This is a genomic window from Roseicyclus mahoneyensis, assembly GCF_003148775.1.
Lineage (GTDB): Bacteria > Pseudomonadota > Alphaproteobacteria > Rhodobacterales > Rhodobacteraceae > Roseicyclus > Roseicyclus mahoneyensis.
The window spans coordinates 1-17,716 of the sequence record NZ_QGGW01000005.1; the positions used below are offsets into that span (position 1 = coordinate 1).

Genomic DNA, 17,716 nt, shown 5'->3' on the forward strand with positions numbered 1-17,716 from the left:
ACCCGAGACCCGGTTATGGCCGCCTGCGCAGCCTCCAGAATTGCGCAGCAGGCGGCCATAACCTTCTACGGCGCGTCATTCCCAACATGCTATGGAACCGAGTTCACCTCGAACGCGATCCTGACCTTCGCCGATGACCGCAAGATCGACTGGCACTACATCGCGCCGGGCAAGCCGACCCAGAACGCCTTCATCGAGAGCTTCAATGGTCGCCTCCGGGACGAGCTATTGAACGAGACGCTGTTTGCATCCCTGAACCATGCCCGCGCCACGCTCGCGGCCTGGCGCATGGACTACAACACCGAACGCCCCCACTCCCGCCTCGGCTGGCAGACGCCTACCGAGTTCGCCCAGACCTTCACCCCGCAACGGGGCCTGACGCTGCGCAACCCGCAAAGCTCCGCGCCAGCCCCCGTTGCCCAAACCGCCCCAACAGGGAAAACTCAAACCCGGAGTCTCGCTCACGCTGGATAAAAGTTGGGGGCAACGTCACTGGTCCTGAGCTGCCGTTCAGATCGCCCTCTGATCGATGCAGACATTCGCTGCAACGCCACGCCGACGGCAGCTTTGGGCAGGACGCGTTGAACCTGTCGTCACCTTCGCAAGGGGCGGAGATGTATGTGCCGACTGCTGTTCGCAAGAGTTTTTGGCACTGCTCTGCACCCTGAGAACCGGACTGCTTGAAGCTGGGGCTTTTGGCGGAACCCGTCGCGTTGCCCCTTGTCACAAAACTGTATCATTTTCGATATACGACTGTCATCTCGCGTAGCTACTCGGCCACCGAGGGTGCTCGCCGCCCTGGAACGAATGTAAGGAGAAGATCATGTCTCATCTCAAGTTTTCAACGGCTGCGATCGCGGTCATCGCCGTCTGCGCCGGAACCTCTGCTGTCGCTCAAACGCGCACGAACGTTCAGGCCGCCGGTTCCTCGACCGTTTTGCCCTATGCCAACATCGTCGCCGAAGCCTTTGGCGCTGAAACCGATTTCGCCACCCCCGTGGTCGAGGGCGGCGGTTCGTCGACCGGCCGTCGCATGCTGTGCGAAGGCGTGGGCGAAGGCACCATCGACATCGCCAACTCCTCCTCGCTGATGAGCGTGACCGAGCGCGAAAGCTGCATGGGCGCAGGCGTGACCCCGATCGAAGTGCGCTTTGGCTATGACGGCATTGTCTTCGCCTCGGACATCAACGGTCCCTCCTTCGCGTTCGAGCCGGTTCACTGGCACATCGCGCTGGCCGCCGAGCACTTCATCGACGGCGCCCTGGTTCCCAACACCCTGACCACCTGGGCCGAAGCCGCTGCCGTCGCGCAGTCGATGGGCGTTGCGGGCGACCTGCCCGACCAGCAAATCAACGCCTTCATCCCGGGCACCAACCACGGCACCCGTGAAGTTTTTGACGAAAACGTGCTGCTGGCAGGGTGCGAGCAGGGCGGCTTCTTCGAAGCGATGCTGGCTGCCGGTGTCGACGAAGACACCGCCGAGGATGCCTGCATGGCCGTCCGGACCGATGGCCGTTCGGTCGACATCGAAGGCGACTACACCCAGACGCTGGCCAACCTCGACTCGACCCCGACCGGCATGGGCGTGTTCGGCCTGTCGTTCTACGAGAACAACACCGACCGTCTGCAGGTCGCCACGATGTCCGGCGTGACCCCGTCGACCGAGACCATCTCGGTCGGTGAGTACCCGGTGTCGCGTCCGCTGCAGTTCTACATCAAGCAAGAGCATATCGGCGTCATCCCCGGCCTGCTCGAGTTCGTGGAATTCTTCATCTCCGACGAGATCGCAGGCCCCGGCGGCCCGCTGTCCGAATACGGCCTCGTGCCCGACCCGGCGCTGGCGGAAACGCAGGCGATGGTTGCAGCCCTGCGCTGATCTGATCCGGATCTGATGACCGGGCGGTCCCTGATTGCGGGGGCCGCCCCTCCTCACACCGGGCGGCACGCTGCCCGAGACAAGTTCGAAGGTTCGCGATGGGCGCTTTCTTGACCTTTCCCGTGGTGCTGCTAGTCATCTTCGTGCTGGCGGTCGCGGGCTATCTGCTGGGGTATCGCCGCGCGAGGACCCTGTCCGAAGCAGCACCCCGTTCGATGCATTCGCGCCCGAACCAGCACGGCTGGCATGTCGTTTTTGCGACCGTCGCGCCTGCCGTACTTTTCATCATTGTCTGGGTGTTCAGCACGGGCGTCGTGTCGAACATCTATGCCAACGCGATCATTCCCGATGAACTGCAGGATGTGCAGGTTCCCCTGCAGCAACGCGAGGGCCTGACCGAACGGGAAATCGAAATCCGCGAGGAGGTTCTGCGCACGCAGTTCGTTGCCACGGTCAAGGGGCTGGCGGTCGCCATTGATGGCTACATCGCCAATGGCAACGCGAATGAGGCCGACATCGAGCGGTGGCGGGCCGATCTGGCGCCTCTGCAGGACCGCCTGCGCGCCGACGGGCAGGTGGTCCGATCGTCGGTGACCCAAGGCATGCTGACCGTGGCGCAGGACCTGCGCCGGTTCAATGCGCGCATGGCCACCGCGGGGCCTCTTGTCGCACTGGCGCTGACTGTGTTTGGGTTTGTCCTCGCGCTCAGGGCTATCTCGCTCGACTTCCGCGCCCGCACCGTGGTCGAGCGCTGGATCGTCGGGTTCCTGATCTTCGCCTCGACCATGGCGATCCTGACGACCATCGCGATTCTGTCCGCGATCACCGTGCCCTCGATCACGTTTTTCCGCGAATACGGGTTCTTCAACTTTCTGTTCGGGATGGCTTGGGCGCCTGCGGGCGACGTGGCCGGTATCCCCGAAGGTCGCGATGGCCAATATGAATCGGTGCTGGGCTTCCTGCCGCTGATCTGGGGCACACTCTACATATCGTTGGTGGCTTTGCTGGTGGCGGTTCCGCTTGGGCTGCTGGCCGCAGTCTACCTGTCGGAATTCGCCTCCAAATGGGCGCGCGCCTGGGTCAAGCCCGCGTTGGAAATCCTCGCAGGGGTGCCGACCATCGTCTACGGGATCTTCGCGCTGATCACGATCGGGCCGTTCTTGCAGGCCGTGGTGGGCGCGACCGTCATGCCCAACACCGTCTCGGTGATGACGGCGGGCGTCGTGATGGGCATGATGCTGGTGCCCTTCGTCTCGTCGCTGTCGGACGATGTGATCAATGCCGTGCCGCAGGCCATGCGCGACGGGTCGTTGGGACTGGGTGCAACGCAGGCCGAAACCGTGACCAAGGTCATCTTGCCTGCCGCGCTGCCGGGCATCGTCGGCGCGGTCGTGTTGGCGGCCTCGCGCGCCATCGGCGAGACCATGATCGTTGTTCTGGCGGCGGGCGCGCTGTCGAATGTGCAGGGGCTGGAGCCGAACCCCTTTGGCGCGGTTGTGACCGTGACCACCCGCATCGTCGCCGTGCTGACCGGCGAGGGATCGGGGTTTGACTCCATCGACGTTCTGGCGGTCTTCGCGCTCGCCTTCACGCTTTTCTTCATCACGCTGGGCCTGAACCTTCTGGCGCAGCGCATGGTCGCCAAATACCGGGAGCAGTACGACTGATGTCCGACGCAAGCCTGTCCGGGGCGACGCCCGCGCCCAAAGCCAAATCCTCCTTGCTGACGCAAACGGCGTTGGTGCGCAAACGCCACCGCGCCGGGGCGACCCTGCGCTGGTTGGGTCTGGCCGCGATTTCGGTCGTGCTGTTTTTTCTTGCCGTGCTCTTGTGGTCCATCGTGTCGCGCGGCGTTCCGGCGCTGTTCCAGTATCAGGCGCAGATCGAACTGTTCTACGATCCGGCCATCCTGAACCCCGACGGCGGGGACGTGGATCCTGCGGAAATCGGCGGGATCAACCTGCGCACCGGGTTCGAGCGCGGGATTTTCACCAACTCGCTGCGGCAAACGCTGGTCGAGGCCGGCATCGACATCGAAGGCACCGTGGAACGGCGGTGGGTGGCCGAGGCTGTCGCGGCGCTTGATGCCGCGGGCCTCACCGGCGGCGGTGTGGTGGTCGAGGCGGCGGGTGCCCCGGCCGATGCAGCGCGTGTCTTCGGGCAAGCCGGCAGCGCGCTGCGCGCGGCCGCGACGGCGCTTAGCGGGGATGACGCAGATGCGGCGCTGGCGGCGCGCGATGCCGCCGCGCAGGCATTGACCGATGTGGGGTTCGACGACGCGGCGGCGACGGTCGCAGCCATCGATGCCGCGGGCGGGGCTGATGCGGTCGCCGCCTTGGCCGCGACAGGCTATCAGCAGGCGCTGCTCGATGCGGCAGGTGCCTTGCGCCAGCCTGCCCAGTTCGACGACGCGGCGCTGTCTGCGTTAATCTACGCCACGAACCGCCGCGATGTGCGCGACCGGCTGGTCGACAATCCCGACCTTGTCGGCACCTCCGAAACCGTCGGCGTCCCCATCGATATCGCCGTCACCCGTTACCTCAGCGGCGAGTTGTCGGGTGTCGGAACCGCACAGTTGCCGCCGGGCTTCGACATCGGCCAGCTTTCGCTGGTCGACGCGATGGTCGAGGCGGATCTGGTCGGCAATTCCTTCCGCTGGCATTTCTTCACCAACCCCTATTCCCAAAGCGGCGAGATCGCGGGGATCGGCCCGGCGTTGATGGGATCGGCCTACATGATGCTGGTGGTGCTGGTCTTTTCGTTGATCTTCGGCGTCGCGGCCTCGATCTACCTCGAGGAATTCGCGCCCAAGAACCGGTTCACCGATTTCATCGAGATCAACATCGCCAACCTTGCCGCCGTGCCGTCCATCGTCTTCGGCATCCTCGGCGCTGCGATCTTGTTCACGCTGATGGATCTTGGTTTTGGCAATTCGATCCGGGGCACGGCGCTTTTGGGCGGTATCGTGTTGTCGCTGATGACATTGCCCACGATCGTGATCGCCACACGCGCCTCGCTCAAGGCCGTTCCGCCTTCGATCCGCGACGCGGCGCTGGGGGTGGGCGCGTCCAAGGTGCAGATGGTGTTCCACCACAAGCTGCCGCTGGCCGCCCCCGGCATCCTGACCGGCACGATCATCGGGATCGCGCAGGCGCTGGGGGAAACCGCGCCGCTTCTGCTGATCGGATTGTCGGTGTCGACCGGCGCGGCGCTGTTGTCCTCTCCCTTCTCGGGCGGGCTTCTGGAACAGGCGCAGTCGATGCCGACGGTGGTCTATCTTTTCGCGCAGAACCAGGATGCGCCGGTGCGCGAGGGGCTCGCGCAATCCGCGATCCTCGTGATGTTGCTCCTGCTTTTTGCTCTCAACATTCTTGCGATCTTGCTGCGGCGCAAATTCGAGCGGAGGTGGTAAATCCGATGGAGGATGCCAACATGAACGACATGCGACTGACGGAGCGCGACGTGAACACAAAAGAGATCAAGATCGAGGCCCGCCAAGTGCAGGTCTTTTACGGCACCACCCATGCGCTCAAGGACGTGGATGTCGAAATCGAGGACAAGACCGTGACGGCCTTCATCGGTCCCTCGGGCTGCGGAAAATCAACCTTCCTGCGCTGCCTGAACCGGATGAACGACACGATCGACGTCTGCCGCGTGCAGGGGGATATCCTGCTCGACGGCGAAGACATCTACGACAAAAGGGTCGATCCGGTGCAGTTGCGCGCCAAGGTGGGGATGGTGTTCCAGAAACCCAACCCCTTCCCCAAATCGATCTACGACAACGTGGCCTATGGCCCCAAGATCCACGGCCTTGCCCGCACCAAGGTGGAACTGGACGAGGTAGTTGAATCCTCCTTGCGCCGCGCTGCCCTGTGGAACGAAGTGAAGGACCGTCTGGACGCGCCCGGCACGGGCCTGTCGGGCGGCCAGCAACAGCGCTTGTGCATTGCGCGCGCGGTGGCGACCAGCCCCGAGGTTCTGTTGATGGACGAGCCGTGTTCCGCGCTCGACCCGATCGCCACGGCGCAGGTTGAGGAGCTGATCGACGAGCTGCGGCAGAGCTATTCGGTGGTGATCGTGACCCATTCGATGCAGCAGGCCGCCCGCGTCAGCCAGAAAACGGCGTTCTTCCATCTCGGGAACCTCGTGGAATTTGGCGAGACCTCCAAGATATTCACCAATCCCGAGGATCCTCGGACCGAAAGCTACATCACCGGCCGGATCGGCTGAGGCCAGACATCCGAGCAGGGCAGGGGAGACCACCATGCCGAATTCCGACCACATCGTCGCAAGTTTCGACCGCGACCTCGAAGGCATCCAGGCGCAGATCATGCGCATGGGCGGCCTTGTCGAGGACGCGATTGCCAAAGCCACGCAAGCGCTTGAGCTGCGCGACGTGGAATTGGCGCGCGAAGTGCGGGCTGGCGACAAGGCCATCGACGCGCTGGAGGAGATGGTCAACGACGAGGCCGCGCGTATCATCGCGCAGCGCCAGCCCATTGCCCGCGACCTGCGCACGGTGCTGACCGTGTTCCGCGTGTCGACAAATCTCGAACGCATCGGCGATTACGCCAAGAACATCGCCAAGCGCACCGAGACGATCATCGACCAGCCGCCCGTCAATGGCACCGGCGCTTCGCTCCGGCGGATGGCGCGGCAGGTGGAATTGATGCTCAAGGACGCGCTCGACGCCTATATCCAACGCGATGCCGGGCTCGCCGCCGATGTGCGCGCGCGCGACATCGACGTGGACCAGATGTATTCGGCGCTGTTCCGCGAATACCTGACCTTCATGATGGAAGATCCGCGCAACATCACGACCTGCATGCATCTGCATTTCATGGCCAAGAACATCGAACGGATGGGCGATCACGTGACCTCCATCGCTGAACAGGTGATCTACCTCGTGACCGGCGATCTGCCCGACGAGGACCGTCCCAAGCAGGACCGCACACCGCATGATGCGGGCGTGACCAAGTAACAAGGAAGACGGTGATGGCTGGCGAACCGCTGGTGCTGGTAGTCGAGGATGAGCCTGCGCAGCGCGAGGTTCTGGCCTACAACATCCAGGCCGAAGGGTTTCAGGTGATGACCGCCGAGGCGGGCGACATCGCGCTCGACATGGTGCGTGAGACCCCGCCCGATGTGATCGTGCTTGACTGGATGCTGCCCCATGTTTCGGGGATCGAGGTCTGCCGCCAACTCAAGATGGGCGCAGAGACCGCACGCATCCCGATCATCATGCTGTCGGCCCGGTCCGAGGAGACGGACAAGATCCGCGGGCTGGAAACCGGGGCCGATGACTACATCGTCAAACCCTATTCCATCGCCGAGGTGCTGGCGCGTCTGCGCACCCAGTTGCGCCGGGTTCGTCCCGCTACCGTGGGCGAACGGTTGGAATTCGAGGATATTCTCGTCGATCTGGCCGAACACCGGGTCTACCGCAACAAGGAACAGCTGAGCCTCGGGCCGACCGAGTTCCGGCTGCTGACTGCCTTCATGGAACGCCCGGGCCGGGTCTGGAGCCGCGAGCAATTGCTCGACCGCGTCTGGGGCAGGGACATCTATGTCGACAGCCGCACGGTCGACGTGCATGTGGGCCGCCTACGCAAGGCGCTGAAGGCGGGCGATCATGGCGACCCGATCCGCACCGTGCGCGGCGCGGGTTACGCGCTTGGATAGGAAGCCGGGCGTGATCCTCGGAGTCGAGGCCCACGACATCTTGCCGCGCGCGGCGCCCCTTCATTGCGTCGTGGATGGTATGGACGCGGGAATTTCCGAACTTGTCACAATGATCGGCCCATGGATGCCGAGGTTGGTTGTTGCAAGCTCCAGGGCGAAGATGGGAGCATGCATTGAGGACGTGCGCCCTGATATCGTCTTGTTGGGCCAAAACGCGGATTTGCCTGATGTTCAATACCTGTGTCAAAGGGTGCGGACCCAAAGCATCGGGGTAGCCTTGTTGCAACCGCTGCAAGACGCCAGAAACAGATTCTCTGTGTTCTTGGACGATGCGCCGCAACGCATTGCGATGGATGCGATCCACCCTTCCGCAGGATTGGCCGAGATTATCCTTCGGCTTCGTTCTCTTCTCCGGCGCAGTCGTCCCCTGGGCCTTTCACAACGTCGGACCATTGGAGATATCACGCTGGACGAAGCAGCGTTGACCTTGACGATGAATGGCGTGTGCGCGCCTGTGCCACTGAACGGGTATCGACTTATCGCACCGATGTTTGACCTCCCGGACCATGTCTGGCGCCCTGAAGAGCTTCATTCCATCGCATACGGATCCACAACTCAAACCCACCCCGACTTGGTGCGAGTGGCTTTGAGCAGGGTTAGGAAATCTCTTGCCGAGAAACTTGACAGGGACCCAATTGAGACAGTCCGTGGCACAGGATACCGTTTGGCCTTCATAAGCTGATCCCGTGAACGTACCTGCCCACAAATTATTGCCCCCCTAGTTTCACAAAAGTGCTGTCGCGATCAGACGGTAACGGTGTAGTTCCACGAGAGCAGATCGTGGGCTTGGCGCTGGTTTTGCCATTGGACGATGACGGTAAGGTTGGCCACAGTCATGCGTCGGGATCCATGCCGTTCGTCTTGCAAGCATCAGTGAGCAAGGCGACACGGCCCAGATTCCGACACCGGCGTTATGCCCCGCGGAAAGGGCGCTGTTTCCTTTCAGCACGATGGGACAGATGGCGTGTTCATCGATCACAGCGTGTCTCCAAGGGAGGATAACATTGCCGAAATGCCCTGCCTCAAGCGGCCGAGTTCTCAGGGGTAAAGTGAACTGAATGAATTTTGGGGGACGTCATGAGACTTCCCGACGGGTTGGAGCGTTACCTTCCAAACCCGCTAGGTTAACTCAAGCAGAAAATAGTATAGAATTTTGTGAGGCGTCATTAGACGTTAATTGAATTTCGACAAAGGCCAGTGCGGGTCCCCGCAACCAAAATAGCACATTACATTAGTACGTCATGTACTGCCCCTCGGGGCAGTGTTGGCGCTTTTATCGGCAGAAAAACTCCATGAAGGAAAATCAGTGGTACCGACCGGCTTGGCCAATCCGCCGCGGTTTGAGTGCCCGAAATCGTCTCAACCATACATCTTGCACACCCAGAAGTGGGATGCTGTGCAGTCTCCGAGTTGGTAACCGATAAGCCAGACACCGCCCGACGCCACCAATGTGCCAAGGTTGCGTATCATGGCACCGGTCCGGAAGGCACCGTCCACCGCATCGGTTACCGGGGTTGGCCAAACGCTGCTCGCGGCAGTTTTCGCCGTGCAAGCCGACGTCCTTGCCTCAGATCCTATGCAGAGGATCACCGTGCACCAAGCTGCAGCCTGTCGGCCAGCATCCCTCGACCACGGGCGCCTTTGATCTGTACGGTCAGGCTTGCCGGGGTGATGCGAAGTCACTCCTTTACAAAACTAGGTTAGTAGTTATATTGACCCCATGACCGTCACGACTCCCCATTCACGCGCGCTTGCCGCTCTTGGCCATGACGCCCGCCTGGCGATCTTTCGTCTGTTGGTGCGGGCGGGGCCCGACGGTCTGCGCGTAGGCGATATCGGCGAGCATCTGAGCCTTGCCCCCTCCACACTGGCCCATCACCTGTCGACGCTGGTCGATGCCGGGCTGGTCTTGCAGGACCGGCAAGGACGCGAAGTGTTCAACAGCGTCGATGTGCCCGCCATGCGCGCTTTGGTCGGTTTCCTGACGTCCGAATGTTGCTCGGGCGTTACCCTGCGCCCAACCGAGGACGCTGCGTGATGTCCCGCCCTTTCGCATCGAATATATCCATAAATCTGGAGATCTGGTGATGACCGACACAACCCTTGCCGCGCCCGGCCTTCGGTCGACCTTGCGCCATATCTGGCAAGATCAACGGGTCTGGCTAGCCTCCGCGCTGATCCTTGCCGCACTGGCCGTAACCGATCCGCTGCAGGCACGCGACAGCGCCGTGTTTGCAGGATCTGCCTTGATGAGCACAGCGCCCTTCTTGATCTTGTCCATTGCCATTGCCGCATGGGCCAATGCGACCGGTGCCGACAACCTGATCGCCAAGGCCTTTACCGGGGCGCCCTTGCTGATGATCGCGCTGGGGGCGCTGGCCGGTGGCATCTCGCCGTTTTGTTCCTGCGGGGTGATCCCCTTGATCGCGGCGCTTCTGGCGATGGGGGTCCCCTTGTCGGCAGTCATGGCTTTCTGGCTGGCCTCGCCGATCATGGACCCGTCGATGTTCGTGCTGACGGCAGGTGTGCTGGATCTTGAATTCGCTGTCGCCAAGACCTTTGCCGCCATCGGGTTGGGTCTGTTCGGCGGTCTGGTCGTGCACCTGATGATGCGGGGCGGTGCCTTTGCCGATCCCCTGCGCGACGGCATCGGCAACGGCGGCTGCGGTGGCGCCAAGATCCGCGCGCCCAAACCGGTGGTCTGGCGGTTCTGGGAACAGGCCGATCGCCGTTCGAAATTCGGCAAGACCGCATGGACCACGACCCTCTTCCTCGCCAAGTGGCTGACGCTCGCCTTCATTCTCGAAAGCCTGATGCTGGCATGGATTCCGGCAGAAACCGTGACGGCCGCCCTTGGCGGTGACGGGCTCCTGCCCATCTTGACCGCGACGCTTGTGGGCGTACCTGCCTATCTCAATGGCTATGCCGCGCTGCCGCTGGTCGGTGGGCTCATCGGGCAGGGCATGGCGCCGGGTGCGGGCATGGCCTTCCTCGTGGCGGGCGGTGTGACGTCGATCCCGGCGGCCATGGCGGTCTGGGCGCTGGCCAAACCGCAGGTCTTCGCGCTTTATATCGGGCTCTCGTTGACGGGGGCCCTTGCGTCGGGCCTTTTGTTCCAGCTCTGGGTCTCGATGGCCTGAGCTAGAGCGCGCGCCCTTGCAACAACCGGGGCAGGTCGCCGGTCAGTCCGGCGGCCTGCCGCATGAAGCCCCGCCGCAAGGCGGGCACCGCACTGATCGCGCCCATGCCGATGTCACGGATCAGGCGCAGGGCGGGGTTGTCGTTGGAAAACAGACGGTTCACGCCATCGGTCGCCATCGCCAGCGCCGCGGTGTCGAACCGCCGCCACGACTGGTAGCGCGCCAGAACATCAGCCGCCGCGATATCCTCGCCCCGCCGTGTGGCATCGGCAAGCACCTCGGCCAATGCGCCCACGTCGCGCAACCCAAGGTTCAGGCCCTGACCCGCGATCGGGTGCACGCCATGCGCCGCATCTCCCACCAGCGCAAGACGAGTCGCCACGAAGGCATTGGCGATGGTCAGGTTCAAGGGATAGCTGTACCGCTGCCCTGCAAGCGTTATCTCGCCCAAGAATTCGCCAAAGCGCGGGCGCAAATGCGCAAGGAACTCCGCATCACCGGCCTCCATCAGACGGCGCGCATCGACATGTGTTTCCGACCAGACGATGGAGGACCGGTTGCCCGGCAGCGGCAGGATCGCCAGCGGGCCGGGCGGCATGAAAAACTGATGCGCGATGCCGTCATGCGGATGCTCATGCGCAATGGCGCAGACCAGCGCCGTCTGCCCGTAGTCCCATCCTGTCCGCTTAATCCCTGCGCGCAGGGCGGTGCCTGACCGACGCCCATCCGCGCCGACAAGAAGACGGCAGGTCAGAACCTCGCCACCATCCAGCGTCACGCAGGCCGCGCCTTCGGTCGATTGCGCCACAACGGTGATACCGGGGCGATGCGTCACCAGCGGCTCTGTCGCCATCGCGTCAAGCAGCGCGCGACGCAGATGTCGGTCCTCCAGCATGTGACCCATCGGGCCTTCTTCCAGCTCGGCGCTGTCGAAATGCAGGAAGAAAGGCGCGGCCCCTTCGCCAGCGCGCCCGTCGCTTGCCTTGATCTGCAAGATCGGCTGGGCGTGATCCTTCAATCCCGCCCAAAGCCCCAACGCCCCCAGCATCCGGACCGAGGCCAGCGCAAGCGCATAGGACCGCCCGTCGAATCCGTCGCCCGAGCGCACATCCTCGGGCAGGGCGTCGATCACGATGGAGCTCAGCCCTGCTTGCGCGCAGGCCAAGGCGAGGCAGGGGCCGTTCAACCCGCCGCCGACGATCAGGATATCCGCATCATGTGACATGCAACTGACTATGGTCCTCAAGCCGGGATTGTCCATGCGACCCGCCGCCTGTAGCGTCGCTTGCGACATCATGGGCAGGGGGCAGAGATGAGCAATTGGTTGTGGCAAAACGCGAGCGATCTGGGGCGGGGCATCGGCGCGGGGCAAATCGACCCCGTGGATCTGGCCGAGGCCTATCTGGAAGCGGCCAGCGCGCATGAGCACGGTCCCCGCATCTATGCCCGGCTGACGCCAGAGCGTGCGCGGGCCGAGGCCATGGCTGCCCGCGACCGGGCGAAGAACGGCGTGCGGCGCGGGCTCCTCGACGGTGTGCCGCTCAGCTGGAAGGATCTGTTCGACACCGCTGGGGTCGTCACCGAAGCAGGCTCCATGCTGCTGGAAGGCCGTGTGCCCGACACAGACGCCGACGTCTTGCAACGCGCCACGCGCGCGGGCCTCGTGTGTCTGGGCAAGACGCATATGTCTGAACTGGCCTTTTCCGGTTTGGGCCTGAACCCGGCCTATGGCGGCAACACGGATCCCTTGCCCGCGACGCCGCCCAACGTGAACGACCGGGACTGTGTGCCGGGCGGATCGTCCTCGGGGGCTGCGGCCTCGGTGGCTTACGGCCTTGCGTCTGCGGGTATCGGGTCGGATACCGGCGGATCTGTGCGGGTGCCGGCCGCATGGAACGATCTGGTGGGCCTCAAGACGACGCATGGGCGGCTCAGCCTGCACGGCGTGGTGCCCTTGGCCGAAAGCTTCGACACGGTTGGGCCGCTCTGCCGGACGGTCGAGGATTGCGCCGAACTGCTTGCGGTGATGGAGGGAAGCAAACCTGCCGACCTGCGCGGCGCAAGCTTGCAGGGCGCACGCTTTCTCGTGTTGGAGCCCTACAGCGGCGATGTGCGCAAGGCCCCCGGTGCGGCCTTTTCGGCAGCGGTCGACCGGCTGGCGCAGGCGGGGGCCAAGATCGAGACGGGCACTGTCGCGGGTATTGCCGAGGCGATGGACCTGTCCCCTGTGCTTTTCGCCACCGAAGGCTACGGCACTTGGCGCGACGTGATCGAGGCCGCACCAGACAAGATGTATGCCCGCATTCTCGAACGGTTCCGCGGCGGAGCCGATTTCAGCGCGCCCGATTTCGTTGCGGCCTGGCGCAAGCTGCGCGCGCTCCGGCGGGTCTGGGCGGCGGAGACGGCAGGATATGATGCCGTCCTCTTGCCCAGTGTCCCGAACCTGCCGCCGCATATCGAACGGCTGATGACGGACGCGCAATACTACGTCACCGAGAACCTGCTGACGCTCAGGAACACCCGCGTCGGAAACCTGATGAACCTCTGCGGCCTGACCCTCCCGGCAGGCGTGCCGTCTTGCGGGCTGATGATGCTGGCCCCCCCGATGGCCGAGGAACGGCTGCTGCGGCTGGGCGCGGCGGCCGAGGCGGCATTGGCCTGACGGCCACAGCCGCCTGATACCTTGCGGCTTTTTCTGGACCGGCCTGCGGCAAGGCTGTAGGCTGGTCACGAACGGGGCACCAATGACCCCGACCTGAGGCAGTCACATGGCGTTTCCCGAGCGGTTTTCTAACCTGCCCGACTATGCGTTTCCGCGTCTGAGAAAGCTTCTCGACGTACACCCCGCCGGCGGGCCGGTCATCCATATGTCGATCGGCGAGCCGCGCCACCCCTTTCCCGCGTGGGTAGGGGATGAAATCGCGGCATCGCTCGACGGGTTGGGGCGCTACCCGCCCAATGACGGCAGCCCGGAATTGCAGACCGCCATCGCGGCTTGGATCGCGCGCCGCTACGGCGTGAATGTCGCGCCCGACCGTCAGGTCCTTCCGCTCAACGGCACGCGCGAGGGGCTGTTCAACGCCTGTCTCGCGCTCTGCCCCGAGACCAAGGGCGGCAAGAAGCCCGTCGTCCTGATGCCCAACCCCTTCTATCAGGTCTATGCCGTGGCGGCGCTGGCCGTGGGGGCCGAGCCCGTCTATGTCCCCGCGACCGAGGCGACCGGCGATCTGCCCGATTACGCGGGCCTGTCTGCCGATGTGCTGGACCGGGTCGCCATCGCCTATGTCTGTTCGCCCGCAAACCCGCAGGGCGCGGTCGCCGATGCCGCGTGGTGGGATGCGCTGCTAGCCTTGGCCGAAAAGCACGATTTCCGCGTCTTCGCCGATGAATGCTATTCCGAGCTGTACCGCGACACGCCCCCTCCCGGTGCGCTTGAGGCCGTGGCCCGCACTGGCGCCGATCCCGAACGGGTGGTGGTGTTCCATTCGCTGTCCAAACGCTCGAACATGCCGGGCTTGCGTTCGGGTTTCGCCGCCGGCGGCCCGGCCTGCATCGCCGAGATGAAGCAGCTCCGGAACTATACCGGCGCCCCCTTGCCCCTGCCTTTGCAGGCGGTGGCCGTCCGCGCATGGGGTGACGAGGACCATGTCGAGGAAAACCGCGCGCTCTACCGCGCGAAATACGCCATGGCCGACGAGATCCTCGGCGATGTGCCGGGCTATGTCGCTCCGCAGGCAGGTTTTTTTCTGTGGCTGCCGGTCAGCGATGGCGAGGCGGCGGCGCTGAAGCTCTGGCGCGAGACCGGTGTGCGGGTTTTGCCCGGCGCCTATCTGGCGCGCGAGGCCGGCGGCGTGACGCCGGGTGCCGACAAGATCCGGGTGGCGATGGTCGCCGAACAACAAGAAATGCGCGACGGGCTGATCCGGCTCAAGGCGTGTCTTTACGGATGAGGATGTAGGACCGATGGCCTATCAGACCAGACAGCGCGATCCACTTCTCGACGATCAGACGCATGCCGCGCTGATGCGGCTGGGGCAGCAGGCCATGGGCTTTGCGCTGCTTGGTTCTGCGGCGGCCCTCATCGCCCTCCTGCTGTCCTATGCGCCCGATGACCCGAATTTCATGGCCGCAACCGATGCCGTGCCGCAAAATCTGCTGGGCCGGTTCGGAGCTTCCGTTGCCGCAATCTTGATGATGATCATGGGCTATGGTGCGCTGCTCTTGCCGGTCGTGGCCGCCGTCTGGGGTGTGCGTTTCCTGCTGCAGTCTGGCCATGAGCGGGTGATTGGCCGCGCGCTGTTCATCCCGATCGCGGTCGCGCTGACCTCGATCTTTGCCGCCAGTTTCGCACCCGGCGAAGGCTGGACTCACAGCTTCGGGCTGGGCGGCCTGTTCGGCGATACGATCCTTGGCGCGGTGTTGAACGCCATGCCTATGGCGCCCGAGAGCGGGTTGCGCGTGCTGTCGGCCTTGGCCTTTCCGGCCGCCGTCTTGCTGAGCCTTTTCGTGCTGGGCGTCAGCCGGGCGGAATTCGGCTGGGGCCTGCGTTTCCTCATCCTCGGCCTGCTGGCGGTCGGAGCAATGCTATCGACCGGCCTGCGCAGCGCCGGTCAGGGGGCCGGGCAGGCCGCGACCCATATGGCCGCGCGCCGCGCCGCCCTGCGAGAAGCCCGCTCCGAAACGCGTGCCTCAGCCCCGCCGCTCGTGCCGCAGCGCGGCCGTGAGGTGCCGATCCGCCGTGCCGAGGCCGCAGCGCCCCGCTTTATGGCGCCCGATCCGGCGCTGCACAGCGTTCCGATCCTCCATGACGACGAAGAGGACGAGATCTTGCCCGTCCGTCGGACGACGTCCGGATTGCTGGCGCGCATGCCGCTGATGCGCCCGCGCGAGCCCGAACCGCATCATGTAGCCGCCCCGCCCCCCGGACCGTCAGCGCCCATGCTGGACCCGACGGCGCGCATCGCGCCGCCCGACGAGGATCAGATCCGAGCCCGGATCACCGATGTCATCAAGTCCCGGGTCCGACGCCCGGGCAGCGTCGCAGAAGCCGCTGCCCGGCGTCGGGGTGTCGTGCCCGGCACGGCCCCTCTGCGCCCTGTTGCGCCGCCCCCTTCCGCAAACCCGGCCCAGCGGATCGAACCGCCGCTGACCGCCGCGCACCGTCCGCAGACGCCCATCCCGGCCCCGGCCCCGGCGCCCGCGCCGGTTGCCTATTCCGCACCGCTGGACGACGAGGATCTGGACAACCTCTTCCTCGACGATGACACGTCCGAGGCTATCCCCGTCGCACCGCTGGCCTACAGCCTGCCGCAAACGGAACTGCAGCGCCGGGTGATGCAACGCGCCGTCGCGCGCAAGCCCGCGACATCGAAACAGGCGCAGGCGGATGCCCAGCCTTCCCTACCGTTGCAGGCCAAGCCGGAACCCGCCTACGAGCCGCCCTCGCTGGCGCTGCTGGCCCCCGCCGACATCATCGAGCGCCATCACCTGAGCGACGAGGCTTTGGAGGAAAATGCGCGCATGCTGGAATCGGTGCTCGATGATTACGGCGTCAAGGGCGAAATCGTCAGCGTGCGCCCCGGCCCCGTGGTCACGATGTACGAACTGGAACCCGCGCCGGGCCTCAAGGCCAGCCGCGTGATCGGCCTGTCTGACGATATCGCGCGGTCGATGTCGGCCCTGTCCGCGCGTGTCTCCACCGTGCCGGGCCGCTCGGTCATCGGCATCGAACTGCCCAACCAGCACCGCGAAAAGGTGCTGCTGCGCGAACTGCTCAGCCACCGCAGCTTTGGCGACGGAAACCAGCGCCTGCCGCTGGCCTTGGGCAAGGATATCGGCGGCGACCCGGTCATCGCCAATCTGGCCAAGATGCCCCACCTGCTGATCGCGGGCACCACCGGTTCGGGCAAGTCGGTCGCGATCAACACCATGATCCTGAGCCTGCTCTACAAGCTGTCGCCCGAAGAATGCCGGATGATCATGATCGACCCCAAGATGCTGGAACTCAGCGTCTATGACGGCATCCCGCATCTGCTCTCGCCTGTCGTGACCGACCCGAAAAAGGCGGTCGTGGCCCTCAAATGGGTCGTGGGCGAGATGGAAGAACGCTACCGGAAGATGTCCAAGATGGGTGTGCGCAACATCGACGGCTACAACGGCCGGGTGAAAGATGCGCTCGCCAAGGGCGAGATGTTCAAGCGGACCTATCAGACCGGTTTCGACGACGAGACAGGCGATCCGGTGTTCGAGACCGAGGAATTCAAGCCGGTCACCATGCCCTTCATCGTCGTCATCGTCGACGAGATGGCCGACCTGATGATGGTCGCGGGCAAGGAGATCGAGGCCTGCATCCAGCGTCTGGCGCAGATGGCGCGGGCGTCGGGCATCCACCTGATCATGGCGACGCAGCGCCCGTCGGTTGATGTGATCACCGGCACGATCAAGGCGAATTTTCCAACGCGGATCTCCTTCCACGTCACGTCCAAGATCGACAGCCGCACCATTCTGGGCGAACAGGGCGCCGAGCAGCTTCTGGGCATGGGCGACATGCTCTATATGGCGGGCGGGGCCAAGATCACCCGCGTCCACGGCCCCTTCGTCAGCGATGAAGAGGTCGAGGAGATTGTACGCCACCTCAAATCCTTCGGCCCGCCCGAATACGCCAGCACGGTTCTGGAAGGCCCCGACGACGACCGCGAAAGCGACATCGACGCGGTGCTGGGGCTCAACACGGGCGGCAACACGGATGGCGAGGATGCGCTGTACGATCAGGCTGTCGCCATCGTGGTGAAGGACCGGAAATGTTCCACCTCCTACATCCAGCGCAAGCTCGGCATAGGCTACAACAAGGCCGCCCGGCTGGTCGAACAGATGGAAGATGCCGGGCTGGTCAGCGGGGCCAACCATGTCGGCAAGCGCGAGATCCTCGTGCCGGAGCAGGAATGAGCGACGGCGGGCT

At 64.3% G+C, this 17,716-nt stretch carries 14 protein-coding genes; 13 read left to right on the forward strand and 1 reads right to left on the reverse strand.

Annotated features, from left to right (window positions below; all coding sequences use genetic code 11):
• The 10 genes from C7455_RS11055 to C7455_RS11100 form a co-directional block, all read left to right on the forward strand.
• The coding region (locus C7455_RS11055) for an integrase core domain-containing protein (protein WP_245904305.1) at positions 1-474 on the forward strand (474 nt) is incomplete at its 5' end.
• A 349-nt stretch (positions 475-823) separates the two neighbouring features.
• On the forward strand, positions 824-1,876 hold the full coding sequence (locus C7455_RS11060; RefSeq protein ID WP_109668225.1) for a PstS family phosphate ABC transporter substrate-binding protein: 1,053 nt from the start codon (positions 824-826) through the stop codon (positions 1,874-1,876).
• A gap of 98 nt (positions 1,877-1,974) precedes the next feature.
• Positions 1,975-3,543 (forward strand): phosphate ABC transporter permease subunit PstC, encoded by a 1,569-nt coding sequence (pstC, locus tag C7455_RS11065; RefSeq protein ID WP_109668227.1) that lies wholly within the window; start codon positions 1,975-1,977, stop codon positions 3,541-3,543.
• A complete protein-coding gene (gene pstA / locus C7455_RS11070) occupies positions 3,543-5,288 on the forward strand; it encodes a phosphate ABC transporter permease PstA (RefSeq protein WP_109668229.1) in 1,746 nt (581 codons plus the stop codon). Before pstC ends, pstA begins: the two co-directional genes overlap by 1 nt.
• Positions 5,289-5,308: 20 nt before the next feature.
• Positions 5,309-6,106 (forward strand): phosphate ABC transporter ATP-binding protein PstB, encoded by a 798-nt coding sequence (pstB, locus tag C7455_RS11075; protein ID WP_109668656.1) that lies wholly within the window; start codon positions 5,309-5,311, stop codon positions 6,104-6,106.
• Positions 6,107-6,140: 34 nt separating this feature from the next.
• Positions 6,141-6,857: a phosphate signaling complex protein PhoU gene (phoU, locus tag C7455_RS11080; protein ID WP_109668231.1), complete on the forward strand. Its 717-nt coding sequence runs from the start codon at positions 6,141-6,143 to the stop codon at positions 6,855-6,857.
• Between the two features lie 14 nt (positions 6,858-6,871).
• Positions 6,872-7,558, forward strand: coding sequence for a phosphate regulon transcriptional regulator PhoB (gene phoB / locus C7455_RS11085; protein WP_211315484.1), 687 nt, complete (start codon positions 6,872-6,874; stop codon positions 7,556-7,558).
• A gap of 493 nt (positions 7,559-8,051) precedes the next feature.
• The gene (locus tag C7455_RS20685; RefSeq protein WP_425450642.1) at positions 8,052-8,300 is read left to right on the forward strand and encodes a helix-turn-helix domain-containing protein; all 249 of its coding nucleotides are present in this window, start codon (positions 8,052-8,054) and stop codon (positions 8,298-8,300) included.
• A 1,038-nt stretch (positions 8,301-9,338) separates the two neighbouring features.
• Entirely contained in the window at positions 9,339-9,656 is a 318-nt protein-coding gene (locus C7455_RS11095) for an ArsR/SmtB family transcription factor (RefSeq protein ID WP_109668237.1), read from the forward strand.
• A 49-nt stretch (positions 9,657-9,705) separates the two neighbouring features.
• The gene (locus C7455_RS11100) at positions 9,706-10,758 is read left to right on the forward strand and encodes a permease (RefSeq protein ID WP_211315485.1); all 1,053 of its coding nucleotides are present in this window, start codon (positions 9,706-9,708) and stop codon (positions 10,756-10,758) included.
• 1 nt (position 10,759) lies between these two features.
• On the opposite strand, the gene C7455_RS11105 is transcribed toward C7455_RS11100, so the two are convergent.
• On the reverse strand, positions 10,760-12,019 hold the full coding sequence (locus tag C7455_RS11105; protein ID WP_109668240.1) for an FAD-dependent monooxygenase: 1,260 nt from the start codon (positions 12,017-12,019) through the stop codon (positions 10,760-10,762).
• A 51-nt stretch (positions 12,020-12,070) separates the two neighbouring features.
• Between C7455_RS11105 and C7455_RS11110 the strand changes: the two genes are divergently transcribed.
• The 3 genes from C7455_RS11110 to C7455_RS11120 all read left to right on the forward strand — a co-directional run bounded on the left by C7455_RS11110 (position 12,071) and on the right by C7455_RS11120 (position 17,703).
• Positions 12,071-13,420 carry an amidase gene (locus tag C7455_RS11110; protein WP_109668242.1) on the forward strand — a complete coding sequence of 450 codons (1,350 nt, stop codon included), beginning with the start codon at positions 12,071-12,073 and terminating at the stop codon, positions 13,418-13,420.
• A gap of 106 nt (positions 13,421-13,526) precedes the next feature.
• Positions 13,527-14,708 (forward strand): aminotransferase class I/II-fold pyridoxal phosphate-dependent enzyme, encoded by a 1,182-nt coding sequence (locus C7455_RS11115; protein WP_109668244.1) that lies wholly within the window; start codon positions 13,527-13,529, stop codon positions 14,706-14,708.
• Positions 14,709-14,721: 13 nt separating this feature from the next.
• Positions 14,722-17,703, forward strand: a complete 2,982-nt coding sequence (locus tag C7455_RS11120) for a DNA translocase FtsK (protein WP_109668246.1) — start codon at positions 14,722-14,724, stop codon at positions 17,701-17,703.
• The last annotated feature ends 13 nt before the right edge of the window (positions 17,704-17,716 follow it).